The organism is Pseudomonas sp. PB106, from assembly GCF_009764645.1.
In the GTDB taxonomy this organism is placed as follows: Bacteria; Pseudomonadota; Gammaproteobacteria; order Pseudomonadales; family Pseudomonadaceae; genus Aquipseudomonas.
The window spans coordinates 1-23,008 of sequence record NZ_RWIM01000194.1 but is presented as its reverse complement, the minus strand read 5'-3'; the positions used below and the strand labels follow the sequence as shown (position 1 = coordinate 23,008).

The following is a 23,008-nucleotide window of genomic DNA, read 5'->3' as shown; positions in this document are numbered from 1 at the left end:
CAATTTGTGCGCCGCCACGTCCGTTGCGCGACGATGTTTTTATCTTTCAACCATAGTCACCTGCGCAGCGTTTGGGGGAAGTCGTTGCCCAGTGTTTTTATTGCCTGCGAAGATATTTTTACTATTTTTAGCCCGCGCGGGCCTGAGCGACCATCGATTCACAATAACGTCTCAGGAGCATCCGTCGTGTTCGAGCTTGCAGAGTGGCAGCGCCGCGCCGTTGCATTGAAGTTTCCCGATCAAGCCGTGATCGACGGCAAGCATTGCGCCGCGCAATCGGGGCAGACCTTCGCCGCGATCAACCCGGCGACCGGGCAATGTCTGGCCAACGTCGCCGCGTGTGGCGAGGCGGATGTCGACGGCGCCGTGCGTAATGCGCGGCAGGTATTCGAGGCTGGCATCTGGTCGCAACGCGCACCTGCCGAGCGCAAGCAAGTGCTGCTGCGTCTGGCCGATCTGTTGATGACCCATCGTGAAGAACTGGCCTTGCTTGATTCGCTGAACATGGGCAAACCGGTGATGGACGCCTACAACATCGACGTGCCCGGCGCTGCCGGCGTGTTCCGTTGGTACGCCGAAGCGATCGACAAGCTCTACGATCAAGTCGCGCCGAGTGCGCCGAATGTACTGGCGACGATTACCCGTGAAGCGCTCGGTGTGGTTGCGGCAGTAGTGCCGTGGAATTTCCCGTTGGACATGGCTGCGTGGAAACTTGCGCCAGCGTTGGCGGCAGGCAACTCAGTGATCCTCAAACCCGCCGAGCAGTCACCGTTTTCGGCGTTGCGTCTGGCCGAGCTGGCGCTGGAGGCAGGGCTGCCGCCGGGTGTGCTGAACGTATTGCCGGGGCTTGGCGAACAGACCGGCAAGGCGTTGGGTTTGCATGCGGATGTCGATTGTCTGGTGTTCACCGGCTCGACTCAGGTTGGCAAATATTTCATGGAGTATTCCGCGCAGTCGAACCTCAAGCAGGTGTGGCTGGAGTGCGGCGGCAAGAGCGCCAATCTGGTGTTCGCCGACTGTCAGGATCTCGATCTAGCGGCCGAAAAAGCCGCGTTCGGGATCTTCTTCAATCAGGGCGAAGTTTGCTCGGCCAACTCGCGGTTACTGGTGGAGCGTTCGATTCATGATGAGTTTGTCGAACGGCTGAAGGCGCAGGCTGAACGCTGGTTGCCGGGCGATCCGCTGGATCCGCAGAGCAGCGCCGGGGCGATTGTTGATAGCCAGCAGACGGCGAGCATCATGCGTTTTATTCGCAGTGCCGAGCAGTCGGGTGCGACGCGGATTTGTGGCGGGCAGCAGCGGCGAATTAATGGGTCGGATAATTTTATTGAGCCGACGATTTTTACCGGTGTGACAGCCGAGATGCCGCTGTTTCGCGAAGAGGTATTTGGCCCGGTGTTGGCGGTGGTGCCGTTCGACAGCGAGGAAGAGGCGCTGCGGCTGGCCAATGACAGCGTCTACGGACTGGCGGCCTCGCTGTGGACCGATGACCTCAACCGCGCGCACCGCGTGGCGCGGCAGCTTCGGGCGGGTACGGTGTCGGTGAATACCGTTGACGCGCTGGATGTGACGGTGCCGTTTGGCGGCGGCAAGCAATCGGGGTTTGGCCGCGATCTGTCACTGCATTCGTTCGACAAATACACTCAACTGAAAACCACCTGGTTTCAGTTGCGCTGACACCGAGTCGCGCCCTTCGCGAGCAAGCTCGCTCCCACACTGGATCTATGTCACACCGAAGATCCCCTGTAGGAGTGAGCCTGCTCGCGATAGCTGTCTGTCAGTTAATACATCCGTGTCTGACACACCGCCATCGCGAGCAGGCTCACTCCTACAGTTTTCAGCGGTGTTCACAAAAACCGGGGTACCACTGAGATTCCTGTGGGAGCTGGCTTGCCAGCGATGACATTCGCCCATCCACCGAAAATCGCCGATCTGCACCCTCGTCGAGCATCCCCGCCAACCCCGCCCCTTGGCAGTGCGCACTAGCCAGTTTTTTCATCATTTGCAGCCAACAATTTCCTGATTTTCCTCACCGCGCACATGGGCCACCATCGATCTTGCCCGCCAGCCGAATGTTGTCCGCCCAAGCGTCCGCGAGAGACCAACGGCAGCAACTGCACAACGGCCGGCGACCGTACTGCCCATGACAAAACTAAATCAACAGCGTCGGGAGTGCTCCATGATCAAGTCCTTGTGTCTCCGTCTCACTCATCCTCTGGCAATCACCGCTCTGGCCGCCACGGTCGCGACCAGCGCCCAGGCTGGCACCTTGTCCATCGGCCATACCACGTGGGTCGGCTACGGCACCCTCTATCTGGCTCAGGACCTGGGCTACTTCAAGGAAAACGGCCTGACCGTCGAATTGCCAGTGGTCGAAGAGGCGTCGATGTACATGGCCGCGCAGGCCTCCGGGCAATTGTCCGGCTCGGCGTCGACCATCGATGAGGTGCTCAAGTATCGCCCGCAGTTCTGCTTCAAAGCAGTCGCGGCGCTGGATGACAGCCACGGCGGCGATGGCGTGCTGGTCGGCAAGGACGTCAAGAGCCTGCAAGAACTCAAGGGCAAATCCGTGGCGGTCAACGAGGGTTCAACCTCACAGTTCTGGCTCTCGTACCTGCTGAAAAAGAACGGCATGAGCATGAGCGACATCACCGTGCAGAACATGACCGCTGACGATGCCGCCACCGCGTTCATCGCCGGTCGCGTGCCCGCCGCCGTGACCTGGGAACCGCACCTGTCGATGGTGCGCGACAAGCAGCAGGGCAAAGTGTTGATCGACAGCAGCAGCACTCCCGGCGTGATCGTCGACGTAGTCGCGCTCAATTGCAGCGTCATCGAGAAACAACCGGAAGACGTCAAGGCACTGGTCGCCGGTCTGTACAAAGCCGTGCAATACACCAAGGATCACCCGGAAGATGCCTACAAAATCATGGCCAAAGGCGTCGGCGGTTACTTGTCCGATCCGAAGGAACTGGCCGCCGCCGCGCAAGGCGTGCGTTTCTACGATCAGGCGATGAGCGAGAAACTTTTGGGCTCGCCGGGCAAACCGGGCGACAGCGCGCCGCTGATCAAACTGGCCAACGAAACCGCCAGCGAATTGCAGGGCAAACCGTACAACGTCAGCAACGACGATCTGGTCGACAACCGTTTCGTCAGCCCGCTCTAGGAGGTCTGCAATGTTCAAGCGCAATTCGTGGCTGAGCCGCAGCCTCACGCCGAAAACCGCGTTGCCGGTGCCAGTGGTGTGGAGTGCCAGCGCGCTGGCCTGGGTGTTGTTGGTCGGCCTGTGGGCCGGGCTTTCCTATGGCGGCATCGTCCCGGGCATGTTTCTGCCAACACCCGGCGCGGTGCTTGAAGCCGCCGTGCGCCTGAGCCGCGACGGCACCCTCGGCACGCATGTCTGGGCCAGTGTCGAAGTGGTGATGGTCGGTTTCATTGTGTCGTCGCTGGTGGCGGTGCCGTTGGGGTTGCTGATGGGCAGCTTCCGCATCGTCCAGGCATTCCTTGAACCACTGGTGAACTTCATTCGTTATCTGCCGGTGACCTCGTTCGTGCCGCTGTTCATCTTGTGGATCGGCATCGGTCTGGAGCAGCGTGTGTCGGTGATTATCTTCGGTGTGTTCTTCCAGCAACTTGTGATGATCGCCGACGTGTCGAAGGGCATTTCCAAGGATTTGATCAACGCCTCTTACACCTTGGGTTCTAGCCGCCGTGATGCGGTGTTGCATGTGATTGCGCCGGCCTCGGTGCCGGGCGTGCTCGACACCTTACGCGTGACCATGGGCTGGGCCTGGACCTATCTGGTGGTGGCTGAACTGGTCGCGGCTTCCAGTGGTTTGGGTTACCTGAGCCTGAAAGCCATGCGCGGTTTTCAGGTCGACGTGATTTTCCTCGCCATCGCGATCATTGGCCTGCTCGGTCTGGTCACCGATCAACTGTTCCGTTTTCTTCGACTGAGGGTTGCCGCATGGGCTCAGTGACTGCTGCCAATCATCGTTTCATCGAACCTGTCGCGACTCCCGCACAAGCAGCGCCGCGCTTGCAGGTGGACAAAGTCAGCCTGCGTTACAAGAAGCCTGACGGCGGTACGTTTACTGCGCTGGAAGAGGTTTCATTCGAGGTGCCGGATCAGCAGTTTGCCGTGCTGGTCGGGCCATCGGGTTGCGGCAAGTCGAGTCTGTTGTATCTGACGGCTGGCCTGGCCGAGCCGACCTCCGGCGAGATCTACGTCGGCGGCCAGCAAGTGCAGGGCCCTGGCGCTGATCGCGGCATGGTCTTTCAGAGTTACACGCTGTTCCCGTGGCTCACCGTGCGACAGAACGTCGAGTTCGGCCTCAAGCGTCGCGGCATGCCGGCGGCGCGGCGCAAGGAGATTGTCGATTACTACGTCAACGAAGTTGGCCTCGCCGGGTTCGCCGACAACTACGCCAAACAGTTGTCGGGCGGGATGATGCAGCGAGTGGCGATCGCCCGGGCGCTGGCCAACGACCCGCAAATTCTGCTGATGGACGAACCGTTCGGCGCGTTGGACAGCCAGACACGCTTGCAGATGCAGCAGTTGTTGCTGCGGGTCTGGGGCAACACTAAGAAGACTGTGTTGTTCGTGACCCATGACATCGACGAAGCCATTCTGCTCGGTGACCGGGTCTACGTGATGGGCGCCAAACCGGGGCGGATCAAACAGATTCTCGACGTGCCGATCGAACGCCCGCGCTCACTCGATATGGTGATGGAACGCTCGTTCATCGACATGAAACGGCAGATCTTCGGCCTGCTGCATGATGATCTGGAAGAAGTGCATTGATCCAATGGCCACCACTAATCCCTGTGGGAGCTGGCTTGCCAGCGATGAGGTCGGCACAGTCGATATCAATGTTGACTGATCCACCGCTATCGCTGGCAAGCCAGCTCCCACAGGGATCTCTGGTATTCAGAAGATTGGTGATCATGGGGCAGCGGGAAGCAGCAACCGCGCAATCACCGGCAAGTGATCGGAAATGCGCAAGGTATCGTCCTGGCGCACCATCGCTTCAACGCGTCTGATTTTCGGGCTGTAGAACAGGTAATCGACCGTGCGATCCGGGCCATTGAGGCCGGGATCGTTGGGGTAGTGGGTCAGCCACTGCGCACGGTCGATGCCGCTGGCTTCGTTGTTCGTGGGGATCATCGGGTATTTGTCCCAGAGCAGATGCAATTCGCTGTCGGCGGAGTAGGGCGTGCGCTGTTCGGCGGGCAGGCGACGATATTGACCCAGCGGCAGCAGATTGAAGTCACCACCGATCAGCCACGGCAGACCTTGGCTTTCATACTTGTCGAGCACCTTGGTCACTGCGTTCAATTGCCCCTGCAGGGTGCCATCCGGCTGGCTGGCGCGCTCCAGATGGGTATTGAATACGGTCAGTTGCCCGCCATCGCTGAGCGGCAGTTTGGTCGCCAGCAACGCATCTTTGGGCCGAAACTGACGGCTGATGAAATTGCCCGGCGCCACTGGCAATTGCAGGCGTTCAGCATGTTCGATGCGGTAGCGGCTGAGGGTCGCCAGTTGTCGACCGACGCTGCCGAAAATATGCGGTTGCGGGACAAAATCGGCTTTCCAGTCGAATGCACTGGCGCTGCACGGATACAGGTCGGCGACGCGTTCCTGCAACAGCTTGAGCTGATCCTGATAATCACTGGCCTTGGCGCCGTCATCCAGTTCCTGCAACAACACCAGGTCAGGCTGCTCATCGCGAATCACTCGTGCCACTTCGTCGAGGCTGAACGCCATGTCTTCCTGCGTCGGCGCTTCATCATCGCCCTGCGCCAGGTCATTCCAGAACACATAGCGCTTGCCGGCGAGGAACTGCACGTTCCAGGTCATGATTTTCAGTGCCTGCCCGGGCACCAGCGTCGGCGGATTACCGCTGCAGCTGACTGCCAGGGTTTCGCGGGCGTCGGGGCGCCAAGTGAGGCTGAAGATCAACCCGCCGATCACGATGATGGCGAGCACAACGAGCAGCAGGGTGTAGCGCAGTAGACGGGTCATGGCTCGGCTTATAGCGTTACAGAAAGTGGCCCCGAGCATACCTGAGCGCGGTCGTCGTACCCAAGTGCGGCGGTGTCAGACCGCTCTGTCACGTTTGTCAGGCGATTCGCTGATCAGCATGAAAAGCCGGAACAAAACCACACTGGTGAACAGTTGCAGGAAGCTGTGAGCGCTGTCGATCAGCACGGCGATCGCCGGGTTCTGCGGCTCGGGATACACCGCCAGCGTTGCGCCTTTGAGCAACCACAACGGCGTCATCACACAGAGAATGCACAGCAGGATCCGCCAGAAATGCCCACGGGTCAGGCGCAGGCTTTCCTTCATCGCCTGCAACGGGCCGAGGCCGCGCAGCACCAGCAGGTATTCGCCGAACGCGAGCATCACCATCAGCATCAGACCGGGCAGGAAATACAGCGACAGGCCGAGCAGGATCAGCAAGGTATTGAGTGCGGTGAGCAGGGCGAAACGCGGCCACAGCCGCGCCGACATCGCCAGCAAGTCCAGCGTGCGTGGGGCTTCGCCACGGGTGCGGGCGTCGAGAAACAGGATCAGTGCGGCGGTGTACAGCGGATAGACCAGCAGGCCGACGACCACGCTGACCGAAGAAAAACTGTCCGGGTCGGTGTTGTGATCGACCAGTTGCAGCAGCAGCGCTTCGAAGACCACCAGCGGCAGGCACAGCTGCACGATGCTGGCCAAATGGCGTTTGAAAAAATACAAAGAGTCGCGCAGTACTTCGAAGGCATTCATCAGTCGGTATCGCAGGTCGAAAACAGTGGCTCACTTTAACCGATGATGTGCGCGGGGACACAAACGTAAACATTCGGTAAAGGTCGTTGAAACATCTTGTCGCTGTCTCCATTACAGGAGAGCACCTCGACCAACGTGGGCGAGGGCAACGTTATCCCCGGCAATCTACGAGGTCGCCATGAACAGCGAAGAGCAAACCCTGATCGATGGACTGTTTTCCCGGCTGCAACAGGCCGAAACGGAGGCAGCCCCGCGCGACGCCCAGGCTGAAACGCGGATCAAGGAACACCTGACACGCCAACCGGCGGCGGGTTATTTCATGACCCAGGCGATCCTGGTGCAAGAGGCTGCGCTCAAGAGCCTCGACGAGCAGAACAAGCAACTGACCCAGCAAGTCCAGCGTCTGCAGGCTGAGCTGCAATCGGCCAAGGCCCAAAACGCCGCACCGGCGTCAAGCAGTGGCGGCGGTTTCCTCTCCAGCATCTTTGGCGGCAGCCCGCGTCCGGCGCCGACCCAGAGTGCCGCTCCAGCGTCGACTGGCGGCTGGCGCGAACCGGCACCGCAGCAGAATTTCAGCAATCCCGCGCCACAACAGAATTTCGGCGCCGCCCCACCCAACTATGCGCAACAAGCGGCCCCGGCGGCCGGCGGCAGTTTTCTCGGTGGCGCCCTGAAAACCGCCGCCGGTGTAGCTGGTGGCGTGATGCTGGCGCAGGGCATCAGCAGCCTGTTCCATCACAATCAGCAGCCGGAAGAAATCGTTGAAGTGATCAAGGAAGAACCGGCGCAGGTTGCCGACCAGAGCAACAACGGTTGGGGCGATGACCAGCGTGTCGCGGATAACGGCTTCTCCGGCAATGACCAGAGCGGATTCACCGACGCCGACTACAGCGATGACAACTCATCGTTCCTCGATGATGACGATTCCTTCGTCTGACTCACCATTCGTCCGGAGCCCCTGAGGGCTTCGGGCCGATTATTCGCGGAACCTTCCTTCGGACTGGCATACTGAGCGCCTTTTTCGGGCCCCGTGCCCGATCCCGCTTCGAGCGCTTGCGCGCCCACAGGAACTCCGGTGAAAAAAATCGCAGTGTTCGCCGACGTGCAGAATCTCTACTACACCGTGCGTCAGGCCTATGGTTGCCACTTCAACTACGCCGCACTGTGGGCGGACATCAGCAAGGACGGGCAGATCGTCGAGGCCTACGCCTACGCGATCGATCGTGGCGACAGCAAGCAGCAGCAGTTCCAGCAGATCCTGCGCAACCTCGGCTTCACCGTGAAGCTAAAGCCCTACATCCAGCGCAGCGATGGCTCGGCCAAGGGCGACTGGGACGTGGGCATCACCCTCGACATCATGGACGCCGCCGACCACGTCGACGAAGTCGTCCTGGCTTCCGGTGACGGTGATTTCGACATGCTACTCGAACGCATCATCAGCAAACACGGCGTGCAAGCGGTCGCCTATGGCGTGCCCGGCCTGACTGCCAACTCGCTGATCCGCGCCGCCAGCCGTTACGTGCCGATTGAAGGCGCGCTGTTGCTCAAGAATTGATTTGAACGGAGTTGAACCCGGTTTGGAACGCATTGCAGTCATCGACTTTGAAACCACCGGCCTCTCGCCGAACAGCAGCTGCCGCGCCACGGAAATCGCCGTGGTCATGCTGGAAAACGGCCGCATCGTCGAGCGTTACCAGAGCCTGATGAACGCCGGCGTGCGCGTCCCTGCGTTCATCGAACAACTCACCGGCATCAGCAACGCCATGCTGCGCACCGCACCGCCGGCCGAGCAGGTGATGAACGAGGTCAACGAGTTTGTCGGCTGCACGCCGCTGTTGGCGCACAACGCCTCATTCGACCAGAAGTTCTGGGACTTTGAGCTGGGCCGAATCAAACGTACGCGTCTACAGAACTTTGCCTGTTCGTTGCTGCTGGCCCGACGCTTGATGCCGGCAGCGCCGAACCACAAACTCGGCACCCTCACCACCTTCGCGCGCCTGCCGCACACCGGCCAGGCTCACCGGGCCATGGCCGATGCCGAAATGGCGGCCAACCTGATGGCGCATCTGGCTGATGAGTTGCGGCACAAGCACGGCGTCAGTGAGTTATCGCACGACCTGCTGTGCAAACTGCAGAAAGTACCTGCTGCGAAAGTCAGCGAGCATTTGCAGCGTTATCGTTGATCCCCGCTACTGATCGTTCCCATGCTCTGCGTGGGAATGCCTCAGCGGACGCTCCGCGTTCGGCTTTGGATGGGACGCGGAGCGTCCCGGGCTGCGTTACCACGCGGAGCATGGGAACGATCAACTGACTCACCGCCATCGCCAGCAGGGCTGGCTCCTACATGGGTTCAGTGCTGATTTATCAAAAGTGTACCGGCGCGTTAAACGGGTTTTGTAACTTATTTTTGCCTGCCAGCCTTTCTAGAATATCCAATCCCAAGACTCTGACTGTTGAGCCCCCCATGCCTGCCTTGCGCCGTTTTTCCTTGCCGCTGATCGCCGCGTTTTTTGCGTTGTATGTGATTTGGGGATCGACCTATCTGGTGATCCGCCTCGGCATCGAATACTGGCCACCGTTGATGCTCGGTGGTGTGCGCTTTGTGATTGCCGGCACGTTGATGTACGCGTTCCTGCGCTGGCGCGGGGCACCGGCGCCGACTTGGGCGCAGTGGAAAGCGGCGGGGATCATCGGGATTTTGTTGCTCAGTTTCGGTAACGGCGCGGTGAGTGTGGCCGAGCACACGGGCGTGGCTTCGGGTGTCGCGGCATTGGCGGTGGCGACGGTGCCGTTGTTTACTTTGCTGTTCGGTTATTTCTGGGGCGCGCGGAACACTCGCCTGGAGTGGGCCGGGGTGGCATTGGGGATTGTCGGCATCGCCATGCTCAACATGGGCTCCAATCTGCAATCGAGTCCGCTGGGCGCGGCATTGCTGATCTTCGCGGCGGCGACCTGGGCGTTCGGCTCGGTATGGAGCAGACATTTGCCGTTGCCCCAGGGCGCGATGGCCAGCGCGGTGGAAATGCTGGTCGGCGGGGTTGTCCTGCTGATCGGCAGTGCGGCGAGTGGCGAACGCCTGCAAGCCGTGCCGCCGATTGAGGGCTGGCTGGCGCTGGCTTATCTGATTTTCTTCGGCTCGATCATCGCCTTCAATTCCTACATGTACCTGCTCAAGCACGTGCGTCCGGCGGCGGCGACCAGTTATGCCTACGTCAACCCGGCGGTGGCGGTGTTGCTGGGTATCGTGTTTGTCGGCGAGACCATCGGGATCGAAGAGGCGCTGGCGATGTTGGTGATCATCAGTGCCGTGGTGCTGATTGGCTTGCCGCAGTGGCGTCGGCCTGCTCAGCCGCCAGTCGTGGCGCCGACCGCCGTTCCCACAGAAACGCGTACGAATTAGGGTAAACTGCGCGGCATTGCATGCCTGCGTTATTTTTTCCTACGGTACTTCCATGACTTTCGCCACCCTTGGCCTGATCGAACCCTTGCTGCGCTCCCTTGAGAAGCTCGGCTACCAGACCCCGACGCCGGTTCAGGCGCAAGCCATTCCGGCCGTACTGGCCGGTCGTGACCTGATGGCAGCGGCCCAGACCGGCACCGGCAAGACCGCCGGTTTCGCCTTGCCGCTGTTGCAGTTGCTGGCCATGGAAGGGCCGAAAGTCGCCGCCAATTCGGTGCGCGCCCTGATTCTGGTGCCGACCCGCGAACTGGCCGAACAGGTTCACGAAGCCGTGCGCCAGTACGCCGAAAACCTGCCGCTGCGCACCTACGCGGTGTACGGCGGTGTCAGCATCAACCCGCAAATGATGAAGCTGCGCGGCGGTGTTGATCTGCTGGTTGCGACGCCGGGGCGTCTGCTCGACCTTTTCCGCCAGAAAGCGCTGAAATTCAATCAGCTGCAAACCTTGGTGCTCGACGAAGCCGATCGCATGCTTGATCTGGGTTTCTCCGAGGAGCTGTCGAACATCTATCGCGCACTGCCGAAGAAACGTCAGACGCTGCTGTTCTCCGCGACTTTCTCCGATGACATCCGCTTGCTCGCCGGACAAATGCTCGACGACCCTTTGACCGTCGAAGTCAGCCCGCGCAACGTTGCCGCCAACACCGTCAAGCAGTGGATTGTCACGGTCGACAAGAAGCGCAAGGCCGAACTGTTCGTGCACCTGATGCGCAAGAACAAGTGGAAGCAGGTGCTGGTGTTCGCCAAGACTCGCAACGGTGTCGATGCGCTGGTGGAAAAACTTCAGGGCCTCGGTGTGAATGCCGACGGTATCCACGGCGACAAACCGCAGGCCACCCGTCAGCGCGCGCTGGATCGTTTCAAGCTCAGTGAAGTGCAGATTCTGGTCGCGACCGACGTGGCGGCTCGGGGTCTGGATATCGAAGATTTGCCGTTGGTGATCAACTTCGATCTGCCGATTGTGGCGGAAGATTACATCCACCGTATCGGTCGTACCGGCCGTGCGGGCGCGACCGGTGAGGCGATCTCGCTGGTGTGTGCGGATGAAGTGAACATGTTGTCGGCGATCGAAATGCTGACGCGCCAGACGCTGAAGCGTCAGAACGAGCCGGACTTCGAACCAGAGCACCGCGTGCCGGACACCGATGCCAGCGGCCAGGTGATCAAGAAGCCGAAGAAACCGAAGAAGCCAAAAGCTTCGGGCGGTGGCGGCAAGCGTAATCTGGGCAAGTGGGTCGACAGCGGCGAGACCCAGGCGCCGGAGCCTTCGGTCAAGCCTGTGCGCAAGGTGCCGGTGTTTAACACTGGGCCGCGCAAGCGCAAGCCGTAACGCCTGTAGGCGCTGCGGCACGCTGCGATCTTATGATCTTGATTGCCGAAGATCAAAAGATCGCAGCCTCGTTTCACTCGTCAGTTCCTACCGGGTTAGGGCTGTTTGAGCCATTGCAGTATCCCCAGCCCTGCCGCCCGCCCGCTGGCAAAACATCCCGTCAGCAAATAGCCGCCCGTCGGCGCTTCCCAATCGAGCATCTCGCCCGCGCAGAACACCCCCGGCAATGCCTTGAGCATCAAACGCTCATCCATCGCCTCGAACGTCACGCCGCCAGCGCTACTGATCGCTTCGTCCAATGGACGGGTTTTCACCAACGTCAGCGGTAACGCCTTGATCGCCCGGGCCAGGAGCGCCGGATCGGCGAAGGTTGCGGCATCAGTGAGTTCACGCAACAGCGCCGCTTTCACCCCATCGATCCCCACCTGACTGTGCAGATGCTTGGCCATCGAACGCGAGCCGCGTGGCTTGCTCAACGCCGCTTGCAATTTATCCACAGGCCGGCCGGGCAGCAGATCGATGTGAATAACCGCCGCGCCATGTTGATTGATCGCCTCACGAATCGGCGCCGACAGCGCATAAATCAGACTGCCCTCAATCCCGGTCGCGGTGATCACGCATTCGCCCAAGCGCGGAATGTCGTCGTATAAACCGATGGCGATATTTTTCAGCGGCGCGCCGGCGAATTTGCTCACCATCAAATCGCTCCAGGCCTGCACCTCGAAGCCACAATTACTCGGCTGCAACGGCGCCAGTCCTACACCGCGCTGTTCCAGTGGCAACATCCACGCGCCGTCGGAACCGAGGCGCGACCAACTGCCACCGCCGAGGGCGAGCAGGGTGGCGTCAGGTTTGACGGTGATCTCACCTTCCGGGCTGTCGATGCGTAGTGCGCCACGTTCATCCCAACCGAGCCAACGATGGCGGGTGTGGATAACTACGCCGCTGTCGCGCAGGCGTTTGAGCCAGGCGCGCAGGAGCGGCGCGGCTTTCATATCAGTAGGGAAAACCCGGCCAGAGCTGCCGATAAAGGTTTCGATACCTAGGTCGTGAATCCATTTACACAGCGCATCGGCGTCGAAACCGCGCAGCAACGGCGCGATCTGCGGTGCGCGTTCGGCGTAGCGCGAGAGGAACGCCGGGTACGCTTCGGAATGGGTAATGTTCATGCCGCCGACGCCAGCCAGCAGGAACTTGCGGCCTACCGAGGGCATGCCGTCGTACAGGTCGACGCGGATTCCAGCCTGGCTCAGCACTTCAGCGGCCATCAGGCCGGCAGGGCCACCGCCGATGATGGCGACGTGAGCGGGGGAGGAGGCGGAGTTCTGGGTCATGGCGTGCGCTGCGGTATGGCGGGATAAGGCGCGCATTCTAACAGCCGTGATCCTTTGTAGGAGTGAGCCTGCTCGCGATAGCGTCAGCACATTCAACATAGCGTTGACTGATACACCGCTATCGCGAGCAGGCTCACTCCTACAAGGGATTAGGGTTGGCTTGAAATGTTGGTTGAAAAATGATCAGTGCCCTGCAGCCCATGAATAGTATGGCCTGCAGTCCCTTTCACTCAGGTTATCCACAGGCAGTTCCACAGCGATTGTGGGTAACGCAGCACAACTCAGTGACAACCGTGTGACTGCCAGACCCGTTGCGCGCTGTGGTGGAGGATGCCGTGGCGGCGGGCGAGGGCGTGGCGATCCTTGCTGTAGCCGCCGCCGATCACGCCCATCACCGGGATGTCGCGGCCCAGGCAATGGTGCATCACGCTTTCATCGCGGGCGGCGACGCCTTCGTCAGTGAGTTGCAGATAACCGAGGGCGTCGTCCTTGTGCACGTCGACACCGGCGTCATACAGCACCAGATCCGGTTGATACAGCGGCAGCAGGTAGTTGAGCGTGTCGTCGACCACCTTCAAATAATCGCCATCGCCCATGCCTTTGGGCAGCGGTATGTCCCAGTCACTTTGCGCTTTACGTGCAGGAAAATTCTTCTCGCAGTGCAGGGAAACGGTAATCGCCTCCGGCGTGTCATGAAGAATTCGCGCCGTGCCATCGCCCTGATGCACATCGCAATCGAAGATCAGCACGCGATTGACCCGACCACTTTGCAGCAGGTAATGGCTGATGATCGCCAGGTCATTGAAGATGCAGAAACCCGCCGGGTAAGCGTAATGCGCGTGATGGGTGCCGCCAGCCAAGTGGCAAGCCAGGCCATGTTCGAGGGCTTTTTCCGCCGCCAGAATCGAACCGCCGACCGCGCGCACCGTGCGCCGAGCCAAGGCTTCGTTCCACGGCAGGCCGAGACGCCGCTGGTCTTCGCGGGACAACTCGCCGCTCATGTAGCGTTCGATATACGCACGGTCATGGGCGAGGGCGAGGATGTCGTTGGGGCAGATCTCGGGCCGCAGCAGATCGGCATCGCGGGTTAAGCCACTGTCGACCAAGTGATCGCGCAGCAAACGAAACTTGTCCATCGGGAAGCGGTGATCCGCCGGAAACTCGGGGCTGTAGTCTTCGTGGTAGATCAGCGGCAGTGGCATGGCGATTTCATGTGGGAACGTAGGAAAGAGTGAAGGATCCTACCAGCGATGTAGACTTGCGGCATGGAAACGGAGGGGCATGATGGAGCCGATACTGGAACTCGAAAGCGCGCGCTTGCTGATGCGTCAATGGCAGGACGAAGATTTGCCGGCATTTGCGGCGATGTGCGCCGATCCGCAGGTGATGCGCTATTTTCCGGCGCCGCTGAGTCGACTGGAAAGTGCATCGATGATTGGTCGCGTGCGCGGTCATTTTGCCGAGCACGGTTTCGGCTTGTGGGCGCTGGAGCGCAAGGACAGCGGTGAGTTCATCGGTTTCACCGGGCTCGGCGTGGTCGGCTTTGATGCGCCATTCACGCCGGCGGTGGAAATCGGCTGGCGTCTGGCCAAAGAGCATTGGGGCTTGGGCTATGCCAGTGAAGCGGCGTGGACCGCTCTGCGTTGCGGCTTTGACCGGTTGGCCCTGAAGGAAATCGTCTCTTTCACCGCGCAAGCCAATCTGCCCTCGGAGAAAGTCATGCAGGCGATCGGTATGCATCACGCGCCAGAGGACGATTTCGATCACCCCAAGCTCGCCGCTGCCGACCCGTTGAGCCGGCATCTGCTGTACCGCATCACCCGGGAACAATGGCTGCAAACCTTGCATGGCTAAGCCGACACGGACGTTTACAATGGCCGCCATATCATTGGCCCGCGCCAGAATCTGAATCGGCCGCCGCAGCCAAGACTGCGCGGCATATAGCGTTGTGTGAGGAGAGTCTGAATGAGCCAAGTGTTGGAAGATCTGGTCGACCTGCTGACCCTGGAACCGATCGAAGAGAACCTGTTCCGTGGCCGTAGCCAGGATCTGGGCTTCCGTCAGTTGTTCGGTGGTCAGGTGCTCGGTCAGTCGCTGTCGGCGGCCAGTCAGACGGTTGAAGAAGCGCGCCATGTGCATTCGATGCATGGCTATTTTTTGCGCCCGGGCGATGCCAAGTTGCCGGTGGTCTATTCGGTTGATCGCGTGCGCGATGGCGGCAGTTTCAGCACCCGCCGCGTCACGGCGATCCAGAAGGGCCATCCGATTTTCACCTGCAGTGCATCGTTCCAGTACGACGAAGCCGGGTTCGAGCATCAGAGCCAGATGCCTGTGGTGGTAGGCCCGGAAAACCTGCCCTCGGAGCTGGAACTGACCCAGCAGCGCGCGCACCTGATCCCCGAGCACATGCGCGAAAAACTGCTGTGCCCGAAACCGATCGAAGTACGCCCGGTCACCGAAAAAGACCCGTACAACCCGCAACCGGCGGATCCGGTGAAATATGTGTGGTTCCGCGCCGACGGCGCCTTGGCCGATATCCCGGCGCTGCACAAATACCTGCTGGCCTACGCCTCGGACTTCGGTCTACTGACCACCTCGATGCTGCCCCACGGCAAATCGGTGTGGCAGAAAGACATGCAGGTCGCCAGCCTCGATCACGCGCTGTGGTTCCACAACGATCTGCGCGCCGATGACTGGTTGCTCTACGCGATGGACAGCCCATGGGCCGGCAATTCCCGTGGATTCTCCCGTGGCAGTGTGTACAACCGTGCCGGGCAACTGGTCGCGTCGGTGACGCAGGAAGGCCTGATTCGTCATCGCAAGGATTGGGCATGAGCCTCAGCGATGTGAAGCACTGGGTGTTCGACATGGACGGCACGCTGACCGTCGCTGTGCATGACTTTGCGGCGATTCGCGTGGCGCTGGCGATTCCGCCGGAGGACGACATCCTGACCTATCTCGCGGCGTTACCCGCAGATGAAGCCGCAGCGAAACATGCCTGGTTGCTTGAGCATGAGCGCGATCTGGCGCTGGGTTCGATCCCGGCGGCCGGGGCGGTGGAACTGGTGCGTGATCTGCACGCGCGCGGCTATCGCCTCGGCATTCTGACCCGCAATGCGCGGGAGCTGGCGCATGTGACGCTGGAGGCGATTGGTCTGGCTGACTGCTTTGCCGTCGAAGACGTTTTGGGCCGCGACGAAGCGCCACCTAAACCGCATCCGGGTGGACTGTTGAAGTTGGCAGAGGCCTGGGAAGTGCCGGCCAGCGAGATGGTCATGGTCGGCGATTACCGTTTTGATCTGGATTGCGGGCGAGCGGCGGGGGCGCGGACGGTGTTGGTGAATTTGCCGGATAATCCTTGGCCGGAGTTGACGGATTGGCATGCGAAAGATTGTGTCGAGTTGCGCAAGATGTTGTTTACCTGACATTTCAGTTGTTTGATATGGCCTCATCGCTGGCAAGCCAGCTCCCACAGGGATTTTCAGTGGATGCAAAATGTGTGCGACACAACCCACTGTGGGAGCTGGCTTGCCAGCGATGGCGGCAGATCATTCAATACAGGACTTATTCGAATAACGCCTTCTGCCCCTCCGGCGACGTCAACATGCCGTCGCCGTTATGCCCAACCCCGGGCACTTCCACCAGCCGCTGATTGACGCCCTCCGGATGCCGGCGCAGCAAATAGCCGAAGTACAATTTCCCGCGTTCCAGACGATACGCACCTTGCGCCTCGGCTTCACAACCCTTGTCCAGCGCCGGATGCTGCGGGTCGATGTCCTGCTGCCCGAGCAGATAAATCACCTCGCGTTTGATGTAACTGCTCTCAAGTTGCAGCGGCGTTAGCCCACCGGCATAAACCGGCATGTCCGCCAAACCATACTTCCAGCGATTGAAGCCTGGGCACTTGGCGTGATCAAACGCCACCGGTCGCTGCTCATTGAAGTAGGCGTACGACGAAGGATTGGCGACCACGTAACGCAGACGAATACCGTTGGCCTTCAGCGCCGGCTGATCCTTGGCGAGCAGCGCGTAACGTTGCACCACTTGGCCGCCACCGGAGTGGCCGAAGATCACAATTTGCTTCACCTCGGGAAACTGTTTGCGATCGCTGATCCGCGCAACGATCTCATCAAGCGCGGCATAGGAACTCAACGGATTCGGCCCTGTGGATAACCCACCGCCCATCCATTCGTTGCCTTGCCAGCGCAACACCGTGGCGGGCAACGAGTAGAGGGCGACATCACTCTCATTGAGAAACTGTGGCGCGATCACCAGAGTGTGGGCGCTTTGTCCCGCCAGTTCGGCCGCGCTTTCGGCGCTTTTGCGATAGGTCTCGGCGTTGCGCAGTCGGCCATGAATGACAATTAGCACACGCTCGATTTTCTCTGGTGCCGGGCCGATGCCGACCGCCATTTCCCCGGCCTTGAGTTGCAGGCGACCGGGGCTGATTGCGTCGACGCCGGCGGCTTGCGCGGTGCTGCCAATGATCAGTAAAGCCAGAAGCCATTTATGCATTTACAGGTTTTTCGCCGCGAAGGTGTCGCACTGGCCGACCTGGCCCTGCGCGAATCCGGTTTTGAACCAGCGCACCCTTTGCGCCGACGTACCGTGGGTAAACGAGTCCGGGACCACACGGCCCTGACCCTGTTGTTGCAAGCGATCATCACCGATGGCGTTGGCCGCGTTCAAGGCCTCTTCGATGTCGCCCGGTTCCAGCCAGTTCAGGCGCTTCTGCGCGCTGTAGGCCCAGACGCCGGCCAGGCAGTCGGCCTGCAATTCCTGACGAACCAGCAAACCGCCGGCGCCTTCCATCTGCCGACCTTGCTGGCGGGCTGTCTGAATTTTCGCCGAGACGCCAAGAAGCGTCTGCACATGGTGTCCGACTTCGTGCGCGATCACGTAGGCCTGAGCGAAGTCGCCGGCAGCCTTGAAGCGTTGCGACATCTCCTGGAAGAACGCCATGTCCAGATAGACCTTCTGGTCGGCCGGGCAATAGAACGGGCCCGTGGCGGAGGTCGCCAGACCGCAGGCGGAATTCACCCGATTGCTGAACAGCACCAATGTCGGATCTTTATATTGGCGACCGGCCTGCTGGAAAATCGTGCCCCAGGTGTCTTCGGTGTCGCCAAGGATCGAGCGGACGAACTCGGCCTGTTCGTCGTTGGCCGGTGGCGCCTGGCGGGTTTGCGAGGTCGGCGCCGCTTGCTGTGTGGATTGCCCGGTGAGCTGCCCGAGAATTTGCAGCGGATCCTGCCCGGTGATCCAGCCGATGCCGACGATCAGCAGGATAGCTCCCAGGCTAAGACCTTTGCCGCCGCCGAAGCGCATGCCGCCGCCACCGCCGGCATCATCACCACGGGCGTCGACGACGTTGTCACTGCGTCGGCCTTTTTTCCATAGCATGTGGGAATCCTCTGTTGTACGTGGTGATGAGTGTTGCTGGTGCACGACAACGGCGCCAGTCCGGTCGTCAGACCATCGTGATCGATGCCGGTTCTGACGCTGATGCTGATATTGCCAAGGTTACAACTGCGCGGCGTTGAAGGTATCGCACGCTTCGACGCGGCCGCTATCGAATCCTGCGGTGAACCAGTCGCTGCGCTGCTGCGATGTGCCATGGCTGAAGGTCTCGGGGCGAACCGTCTGATGCCGCGCGCGTTGCAGCGCATCGTCGCCGAGCACGCTGGCAGCGTTCAGTGCTTCGTCGATGTCGCCCGGTTCCAGCCACGCGTGGCGTTGTTGCCCATGGTGCGCCCAGACACCGGCCAAACAATCGGCCTGCAGTTCGGCGCGCACCTCTAGTCCTGAGCCGCCGGTCACGGGCTGCCCGGCGGCCATCGCGCGTTCAAACGGTGCGGAAATACCCAGGGCAATTTGAACGTGATGGCCGACTTCGTGGGCGAGGATGTAAGCCTGAGCGAAGTCACCGACCACCGAAAAGCGCTCGGCCATTTGTTCGAAAAACGCCGGATCCAGATAAATCTGCTGGTTGTCGGGGCAATAGAAGGGGCCGCTTGACGCACTGGCGAAGCCGCAACCGGACCCAATGCCATCGCTGAACAGGGTCAATGTGGGCGCGGGGTAATGTTGCCCGGTGCTGGCAAACACCTGTTTCCAGGTGTCTTCGGTGTCGCCCAGTATTGATTCGATGAATCTGAGTTGGGGGTCGTCGACCGGCGCGATCTCCTGACTGATGTAATTGTCACTGGCAGGCGGCCGTGGCGCGGTGTTGAAACCCGAGTAGAGCGCCACACCTGTCAGTGCAGCGGCGGCCAGTCCTGCGCCGATTTTTTTCCCTGTCAGGGTGCGGGCGTCCTTGCCCTCTCGCGTGTCGTTGACGTTGTCGCTGCGTCTTGCCTTGTTCCATAGCATGTTGGTTCTCTCATAGGTTGATGGGGCGTTTTCGCCTCGCCTATGAATAACCGCACGCCTCAAATTCTGCAGGGCAGATGTGTAAGAGCGCGTAAGACCGATCTTGCTACTGACGTTTCGAACCGTGCGAACGCTGTTTTCCTACTCACTGATCAAACGCATCCCACACCGGAGCGAAGTCCGGGCTGACCTGACGTTCGCGCTTCGACAGACTGGCAATCAGCGCACGGTCTTCATCGTCGAGATCGACCTCAAGTGCCGCAAGATTGGCCAGTTGATTGGCTTTGCTGCTTGCCTTGGGAATCGCCGCCACATTGTCTTGATCGAGCAGCCATTTCAGCGCGACCTGTGTCGGCAGCACGCCATGCTTGGCGGCGATCTGCTGGATCTCGGCAATGTGTGAAACCTTGTTGCGCGCCAGCGGTGTGTAGGCCGTCAGCGCCAGATTGTGTTGGCGAGCGTAGTCGAGCAGGGCGTTTTGTCCGAGCAGGACGTGGTACTCGACCTGAATGGCGGACAGATCAATGCCGTATTCCTCGACGACTTTGCGCAGCAGCGGCAGCGGAAAATTCGCCACACCGATATTGCGCGCCAGACCTTGTTCCTTGAACGAGGCCAACGTGGCGAGGGTACGCGGCAAGTCCCAATCGGTGGTGGGCCAGTGCAGCATGAACAGGTCGACGTAGTCGCTGCGCAACGCTTTGAGGCTGCGATCCATGGAGTGACGCATTGCATCGGGTTGCAACTGGTCCCACCAGACTTTCGTGGTGACGTGAATCTGCTCGCGCGGCGTCGGCGTATTCGCCAACGCTTGTCCGACGGCGTCCTCATTGTTGTAGGCCGCTGCCGTGTCGATGTGGCGATAACCCAGTTCCAGCGCTTGCTCCACGGCGCGGGTGCATTCCTCGCCCAGCATCGGCCATGTACCGAGGCCGAGTTTCGGCATGTTCAAACCCTGGGCGTTAACGATGTGCTGCATGGTCGATCTCCTGTTCGAAAGCAGTAATGCCGGCAATGTGCCGGGCGGCGATGTAGCCGAAGGTCAGCGCCGGGCCGAGGTTGATTCCGCCCGCCGGGTAGTGGCCGCCCATGATGCTGGCCATGTCGCCACCCGCGGCATACAGCCCGGCGATAGGTTGTTCGTTGGCGTCGAGGACTTGCGCGTGAGGGTTGACCTTGAGGCCGGCGAAGGTGCCGAAGCATCCCGGTTGTACTTTCACGGCATAGAACGGGCCGGTTTCTATTGGGGCAACGCAGGGGTTGGGAAGGTTCGCCGGATCGCCCTGTTTGCGGTTGTAAGGGGTGCTGCCGCGCCCGAACAAAGGGTCTTCGCCGTGGCGGGCATGGCGGTTGTAGTGATCCACCGTCTGGCGCAAACCATTCGGATCGATACCGCAAGCGCTGGCCAACTCCTCAACGCTGTTACCGCTTTTCAGATAGCCGCTGCGGACGAATTCTGACAACGGAACCGGAAACGGCCGGGACATGCCGAGGCCATAACGGCGCTGAAAGGCATGAGTGCAGATCAGCCATGAGGCGACTTCTTCATCTGGCGGCGCCGTTTTGACCATCGCGCTGACGTAGTCGAAGTAACCGTTGGCTTCATTGACGAAGCGCTGACCGTTGCTGAGCACGCCGATGATGCCCGGTTTGCCACGCTCGATGATGTGTGGGAAATGTCCAATGCTGCCGTCGGCGTGAGGCACTTGCGAAACCGGTGCCCATGCGACCGGTGACGCAACGTCGCTGTTGACCCGCGCGCCGACGCTTTCGCCCAGACGCAAGCCATCGCCATTCACGGCCAGCGGCGGCAACGCCCAATGTTCGTGGCCGGTGGGTGTACGTGGGAACAGGGCTTTGCGCCGTTCGATGTCGTTGGCGAAACCACCTGCCGCGAGCACTACGGCTTTGCGTGCGTGAACGCGGATCGGACCTTTTTTGCTGTTGATCACTGCACCGCAAACGCGGTTTTCGTCGCGCAGCAATTCAGTTACCGGCGCCGACTCCCACAGCAACACGCCAAGGTCCTCGGCCGATTTCGCCAATCGCGCGACCAGCGCCACGCCGTTGACCAGTTGCAGCGCGCGGCCATGTAGCGCTAAGTCGAACAGGTGCCGGGTGAACCGTCGCGTCACGTGCCATGCGGCTTTCAGCGAACGGGTCAAATTAAGGAATGCGGACAGGTCCGCGCCCGCCATGATCGGCATGCCCATGAAGGACGTTTCGCGCATGGTTGTACGAAGGCGCTTGAGCAAGCGTCCGACCTTGCGCCCGTCGTAGGGGGCGGCAATCACCGATCGTCCGCCGGTGCCCGCGCCCGGTGTGTCGCCATGGATGTCGGCAATCCCGTTGCCGTCGGCGAATTGCAGGGCGGTGTTTTGCTCGAAAAACGCCACCATGCGTGGCCCGGCTTCGAGGAAGGCGTCGATCATCGCCGGGTCAAAATGCTCGCCCAGTTCATGGCGCAAATACGTACGCGGTTGTTCGACGTCTTCGATGATGCCGGCGCGTCGGGCCAGCGGATTGCACGGCACCCACGCCCAACCACCCGACCACGCGGTGGCGCCACCGAACACCGCATCCTTTTCAACGACGATGACCTTCAGGCCATGCCATGCAGCAGTGACGGCTGCCGAAAATCCGGCGGCGCCGGAGCCGACGATCAAAACGTCGCAGTCGATAGCGGGAAGTTCGGCAGGCATCAAACAAGGCTCCAGCGCTGGATTTTTTTTGGAATTTGATTCCAGAAAATAACCATTGCTGCCATTGGCCTACAAGCTTTAACCCAACAAAGCGGGCGGTTATCGAACAACTGGTTCCAGATTTCGCTTTACTGCGGATGTCTTCTAGAATCGGCGAAATTTAAATTGGATTTCCCCATGGCCGGCAGTCAAATCGAACGGGTTTTCAGCGTGCTGGAGAGCCTCACCAGTGATCCGCGCGGGCTGCCGATGCAGGCGCTGGCCGAGCAACTGGATATCCCGAAAAGCGCGACGCACCGTCTGCTCGCCGAGCTGATTCGTCTCGGTTACGTGCGACAGAATCCGGAAACCTTGCGCTATCACCTGTCGACCAAACTGGTCGCGATGGGTTTTCAATATCTGTCGAGCAGCGGTGCCGATATCGTCCAGCCGGTGCTTGACCGACTGGCGCAGGAAACCGGTGAGCTGGTGCGCCTGGGAGTGATCGAGGGCGAGCGGCAGACCTGGATTGCCAAGGCTCAAGGCGCGCGCAACGGTCTGCGTTATGACCCGGACATGGGCCGCGATGCACCGCTGTTTTACACCGCATCCGGGCATGCGTGGCTGGCGTGCATGAGTGATGCCGAGGCGTTATCGCTGGTCGAGCGTCAGGCAGCAGAGGTGCCGGTGGGCGTTGGGCCGAATGCGCCGCGCTCCAATATCGAGTTGCTGGAACGCCTGCGTCTGGCTCGTGAGCAGGGCTATGCGTGTGTCGAGGAAAGTTCAGCGGTGGGGACTTCGGCGATTGCGGCGGTGGTGAAACATCCAACGGATGGTCGCGTGATCGGCGTACTGAGTATTGCCGGGCCGAGTGCGCGGATGCCGGGGGCGCGCTTGCATGAACTGGCGCCGCTGTTGCTGACGTTTGCCGAGGAAATGTCGGCGGCCAGCCTGGCCTCTGAATTGTTTATCTGACACTCCACAAACCCCCTGTAGGAGCTGCCGAAGGCTGCGATCTTTTGATTTTTAACGACAAGATCAAAAGATCGCAGCCTT

At 60.6% G+C, this 23,008-nt stretch carries 22 protein-coding genes; 13 read left to right on the top strand and 9 right to left on the bottom strand.

Translation table 11 applies throughout. From position 1 onward, the window contains the following. The first annotated feature begins 186 nt into the window (after positions 1 to 186). From EJA71_RS24390 to EJA71_RS24375, 4 genes are all read left to right on the top strand, one after another. A complete protein-coding gene (locus tag EJA71_RS24390; RefSeq protein WP_158960131.1) occupies positions 187 to 1,677 on the top strand; it encodes an aldehyde dehydrogenase in 1,491 nt (496 codons plus the stop codon). Between the two features lie 502 nt (positions 1,678 to 2,179). Beyond that, positions 2,180 to 3,166, top strand: a complete 987-nt coding sequence (locus EJA71_RS24385) for an ABC transporter substrate-binding protein (RefSeq protein WP_158960129.1) — start codon at positions 2,180 to 2,182, stop codon at positions 3,164 to 3,166. Between the two features lie 10 nt (positions 3,167 to 3,176). Continuing rightward, positions 3,177 to 3,980 (top strand): ABC transporter permease, encoded by an 804-nt coding sequence (locus EJA71_RS24380; protein WP_158960127.1) that lies wholly within the window; start codon positions 3,177 to 3,179, stop codon positions 3,978 to 3,980. Then, a complete protein-coding gene (locus EJA71_RS24375; protein ID WP_158960125.1) occupies positions 3,968 to 4,804 on the top strand; it encodes an ABC transporter ATP-binding protein in 837 nt (278 codons plus the stop codon). Before EJA71_RS24380 ends, EJA71_RS24375 begins: the two co-directional genes overlap by 13 nt. A gap of 141 nt (positions 4,805 to 4,945) precedes the next feature. Here EJA71_RS24375 and EJA71_RS24370 read toward each other — a convergent pair whose 3' ends face one another. Both EJA71_RS24370 and EJA71_RS24365 read right to left on the bottom strand, forming a co-directional pair. Continuing rightward, the gene (locus EJA71_RS24370; protein WP_158960123.1) at positions 4,946 to 6,025 is read right to left on the bottom strand and encodes an endonuclease/exonuclease/phosphatase family protein; all 1,080 of its coding nucleotides are present in this window, start codon (positions 6,023 to 6,025) and stop codon (positions 4,946 to 4,948) included. Between the two features lie 75 nt (positions 6,026 to 6,100). Beyond that, complete coding sequence (locus tag EJA71_RS24365; RefSeq protein ID WP_158960122.1) at positions 6,101 to 6,775, bottom strand: YciC family protein; 675 nt, start codon at positions 6,773 to 6,775, stop codon at positions 6,101 to 6,103. Between the two features lie 178 nt (positions 6,776 to 6,953). Between EJA71_RS24365 and EJA71_RS24360 the strand changes: the two genes are divergently transcribed. The 5 genes from EJA71_RS24360 (at position 6,954) to EJA71_RS24340 (ending at position 11,565) form a co-directional block, all read left to right on the top strand. Continuing rightward, positions 6,954 to 7,712, top strand: a complete 759-nt coding sequence (locus tag EJA71_RS24360) for a DUF2076 domain-containing protein (RefSeq protein ID WP_158960120.1) — start codon at positions 6,954 to 6,956, stop codon at positions 7,710 to 7,712. A gap of 138 nt (positions 7,713 to 7,850) precedes the next feature. Further along, positions 7,851 to 8,330, top strand: a complete 480-nt coding sequence (locus EJA71_RS24355; protein WP_016986151.1) for an NYN domain-containing protein — start codon at positions 7,851 to 7,853, stop codon at positions 8,328 to 8,330. 22 nt (positions 8,331 to 8,352) lie between these two features. Continuing rightward, the gene (locus EJA71_RS24350; RefSeq protein WP_158960118.1) at positions 8,353 to 8,958 is read left to right on the top strand and encodes a PolC-type DNA polymerase III; all 606 of its coding nucleotides are present in this window, start codon (positions 8,353 to 8,355) and stop codon (positions 8,956 to 8,958) included. Between the two features lie 281 nt (positions 8,959 to 9,239). Next, positions 9,240 to 10,175 carry a drug/metabolite exporter YedA gene (gene yedA / locus EJA71_RS24345; protein ID WP_158960116.1) on the top strand — a complete coding sequence of 312 codons (936 nt, stop codon included), beginning with the start codon at positions 9,240 to 9,242 and terminating at the stop codon, positions 10,173 to 10,175. Between the two features lie 52 nt (positions 10,176 to 10,227). Then, the gene (locus EJA71_RS24340) at positions 10,228 to 11,565 is read left to right on the top strand and encodes a DEAD/DEAH box helicase (protein WP_007909704.1); all 1,338 of its coding nucleotides are present in this window, start codon (positions 10,228 to 10,230) and stop codon (positions 11,563 to 11,565) included. Positions 11,566 to 11,660: 95 nt separating this feature from the next. On the opposite strand, the gene EJA71_RS24335 is transcribed toward EJA71_RS24340, so the two are convergent. Together EJA71_RS24335 and EJA71_RS24330 are read right to left on the bottom strand one after the other, a co-directional pair. Continuing rightward, a complete protein-coding gene (locus tag EJA71_RS24335) occupies positions 11,661 to 12,899 on the bottom strand; it encodes a TIGR03862 family flavoprotein (RefSeq protein ID WP_158960114.1) in 1,239 nt (412 codons plus the stop codon). Positions 12,900 to 13,180: 281 nt separating this feature from the next. Continuing rightward, complete coding sequence (locus tag EJA71_RS24330; protein ID WP_158960112.1) at positions 13,181 to 14,101, bottom strand: histone deacetylase; 921 nt, start codon at positions 14,099 to 14,101, stop codon at positions 13,181 to 13,183. A gap of 82 nt (positions 14,102 to 14,183) precedes the next feature. On the opposite strand from EJA71_RS24330, the gene EJA71_RS24325 reads away from it, so the two are divergent. From EJA71_RS24325 to EJA71_RS24315, 3 genes are all read left to right on the top strand, one after another. After that, on the top strand, positions 14,184 to 14,753 hold the full coding sequence (locus EJA71_RS24325) for a GNAT family N-acetyltransferase (RefSeq protein WP_158960110.1): 570 nt from the start codon (positions 14,184 to 14,186) through the stop codon (positions 14,751 to 14,753). Positions 14,754 to 14,864: 111 nt separating this feature from the next. Then, complete coding sequence (gene tesB / locus EJA71_RS24320) at positions 14,865 to 15,734, top strand: acyl-CoA thioesterase II (protein WP_003228466.1); 870 nt, start codon at positions 14,865 to 14,867, stop codon at positions 15,732 to 15,734. Further along, positions 15,731 to 16,324 carry an HAD family hydrolase gene (locus EJA71_RS24315; protein ID WP_158960108.1) on the top strand — a complete coding sequence of 198 codons (594 nt, stop codon included), beginning with the start codon at positions 15,731 to 15,733 and terminating at the stop codon, positions 16,322 to 16,324. Before tesB ends, EJA71_RS24315 begins: the two co-directional genes overlap by 4 nt. A gap of 139 nt (positions 16,325 to 16,463) precedes the next feature. Here the strand turns inward: EJA71_RS24315 and EJA71_RS24310 are convergent, their stop codons facing one another. The 5 genes from EJA71_RS24310 to EJA71_RS24290 form a co-directional block, all read right to left on the bottom strand. Then, a complete protein-coding gene (locus EJA71_RS24310) occupies positions 16,464 to 17,414 on the bottom strand; it encodes an alpha/beta fold hydrolase (RefSeq protein WP_158960106.1) in 951 nt (316 codons plus the stop codon). After that, entirely contained in the window at positions 17,415 to 18,302 is an 888-nt protein-coding gene (locus EJA71_RS24305; protein ID WP_158960104.1) for a neutral zinc metallopeptidase, read from the bottom strand. 120 nt (positions 18,303 to 18,422) lie between these two features. Then, the gene (locus tag EJA71_RS24300) at positions 18,423 to 19,271 is read right to left on the bottom strand and encodes a neutral zinc metallopeptidase (RefSeq protein WP_158960102.1); all 849 of its coding nucleotides are present in this window, start codon (positions 19,269 to 19,271) and stop codon (positions 18,423 to 18,425) included. A 145-nt stretch (positions 19,272 to 19,416) separates the two neighbouring features. Next, positions 19,417 to 20,250, bottom strand: a complete 834-nt coding sequence (locus EJA71_RS24295) for an aldo/keto reductase (RefSeq protein WP_158960100.1) — start codon at positions 20,248 to 20,250, stop codon at positions 19,417 to 19,419. Further along, positions 20,234 to 21,973, bottom strand: coding sequence for an FAD-dependent oxidoreductase (locus EJA71_RS24290; RefSeq protein ID WP_158960099.1), 1,740 nt, complete (start codon positions 21,971 to 21,973; stop codon positions 20,234 to 20,236). The genes EJA71_RS24295 and EJA71_RS24290 overlap by 17 nt, the downstream gene beginning before the upstream one ends. 177 nt (positions 21,974 to 22,150) lie before the next feature. Here EJA71_RS24290 and EJA71_RS24285 point away from each other — a divergent pair, with 177 nt between their 5' ends. Continuing rightward, positions 22,151 to 22,927, top strand: coding sequence for an IclR family transcriptional regulator (locus EJA71_RS24285; RefSeq protein ID WP_158960097.1), 777 nt, complete (start codon positions 22,151 to 22,153; stop codon positions 22,925 to 22,927). Positions 22,928 to 23,008: the final 81 nt, after the last annotated feature.

What these genes read in the sequence shown, in the direction of transcription:
- EJA71_RS24365 (WP_158960122.1), bottom strand. Translation starts at nt 6,775, where the DNA reads ATGAATGCCTTCGAAGTACTGCGCGACTCTTTGTATTTTTTCAAACGC.
- EJA71_RS24375 (WP_158960125.1), top strand. Translation starts at nt 3,968, where the DNA reads ATGGGCTCAGTGACTGCTGCCAATCATCGTTTCATCGAACCTGTCGCG.
- EJA71_RS24385 (WP_158960129.1), top strand. Translation starts at nt 2,180, where the DNA reads ATGATCAAGTCCTTGTGTCTCCGTCTCACTCATCCTCTGGCAATCACC.
- EJA71_RS24290 (WP_158960099.1), bottom strand. Translation starts at nt 21,973, where the DNA reads ATGCCTGCCGAACTTCCCGCTATCGACTGCGACGTTTTGATCGTCGGC.
- EJA71_RS24295 (WP_158960100.1), bottom strand. Translation starts at nt 20,250, where the DNA reads ATGCAGCACATCGTTAACGCCCAGGGTTTGAACATGCCGAAACTCGGC.
- EJA71_RS24310 (WP_158960106.1), bottom strand. Translation starts at nt 17,414, where the DNA reads ATGCATAAATGGCTTCTGGCTTTACTGATCATTGGCAGCACCGCGCAA.
- EJA71_RS24340 (WP_007909704.1), top strand. Translation starts at nt 10,228, where the DNA reads ATGACTTTCGCCACCCTTGGCCTGATCGAACCCTTGCTGCGCTCCCTT.
- EJA71_RS24325 (WP_158960110.1), top strand. Translation starts at nt 14,184, where the DNA reads ATGGAGCCGATACTGGAACTCGAAAGCGCGCGCTTGCTGATGCGTCAA.
- EJA71_RS24305 (WP_158960104.1), bottom strand. Translation starts at nt 18,302, where the DNA reads ATGCTATGGAAAAAAGGCCGACGCAGTGACAACGTCGTCGACGCCCGT.
- yedA (WP_158960116.1), top strand. Translation starts at nt 9,240, where the DNA reads ATGCCTGCCTTGCGCCGTTTTTCCTTGCCGCTGATCGCCGCGTTTTTT.
- EJA71_RS24360 (WP_158960120.1), top strand. Translation starts at nt 6,954, where the DNA reads ATGAACAGCGAAGAGCAAACCCTGATCGATGGACTGTTTTCCCGGCTG.
- EJA71_RS24370 (WP_158960123.1), bottom strand. Translation starts at nt 6,025, where the DNA reads ATGACCCGTCTACTGCGCTACACCCTGCTGCTCGTTGTGCTCGCCATC.
- tesB (WP_003228466.1), top strand. Translation starts at nt 14,865, where the DNA reads ATGAGCCAAGTGTTGGAAGATCTGGTCGACCTGCTGACCCTGGAACCG.
- EJA71_RS24300 (WP_158960102.1), bottom strand. Translation starts at nt 19,271, where the DNA reads ATGCTATGGAACAAGGCAAGACGCAGCGACAACGTCAACGACACGCGA.
- EJA71_RS24315 (WP_158960108.1), top strand. Translation starts at nt 15,731, where the DNA reads ATGAGCCTCAGCGATGTGAAGCACTGGGTGTTCGACATGGACGGCACG.
- EJA71_RS24285 (WP_158960097.1), top strand. Translation starts at nt 22,151, where the DNA reads ATGGCCGGCAGTCAAATCGAACGGGTTTTCAGCGTGCTGGAGAGCCTC.
- EJA71_RS24330 (WP_158960112.1), bottom strand. Translation starts at nt 14,101, where the DNA reads ATGCCACTGCCGCTGATCTACCACGAAGACTACAGCCCCGAGTTTCCG.
- EJA71_RS24335 (WP_158960114.1), bottom strand. Translation starts at nt 12,899, where the DNA reads ATGACCCAGAACTCCGCCTCCTCCCCCGCTCACGTCGCCATCATCGGC.
- EJA71_RS24380 (WP_158960127.1), top strand. Translation starts at nt 3,177, where the DNA reads ATGTTCAAGCGCAATTCGTGGCTGAGCCGCAGCCTCACGCCGAAAACC.